Raw genomic sequence first — 261 nt, 5'->3', positions numbered from 1 at the left:
GGCTTGTCCGCCACGTTCCGAGGACTGTCGAGTACCACGGCGCCATCGAGCAGGAACCGGATCCGTCCGGGACTCCACTCGATCGTGTAGGTGTGCCAGTCGGTGAACCGCGCCGGCAGGTTGGTGGCGGCCTCCTGGCACGCCGGGCAGGCCGCGGCCCCGGCGTAGTGGTGGTAGCCCTTGGGAGTCCCGCTCAGTTCCCCTTCCGGGAAATCGAATTCGCCATCCCGGGGCCACACTTCCGACTGGGGCCACAACAAC

1 protein-coding gene is annotated in these 261 nt (G+C 67.8%); it reads right to left on the bottom strand.

Translation table 11 applies throughout. The features are described 5' to 3' along the window. Positions 1-261 (bottom strand): family 16 glycosylhydrolase (locus SB754_RS21060; RefSeq protein ID WP_410784291.1); only part of this gene is annotated, 261 nt, incomplete at both ends.

The organism is Leifsonia sp. SIMBA_070 (assembly GCF_046534635.1).
In the GTDB taxonomy this organism is placed as follows: Bacteria; Actinomycetota; Actinomycetes; order Actinomycetales; family Microbacteriaceae; genus Leifsonia.
This window is presented reverse-complemented; position numbering and strand designations above follow the sequence as displayed.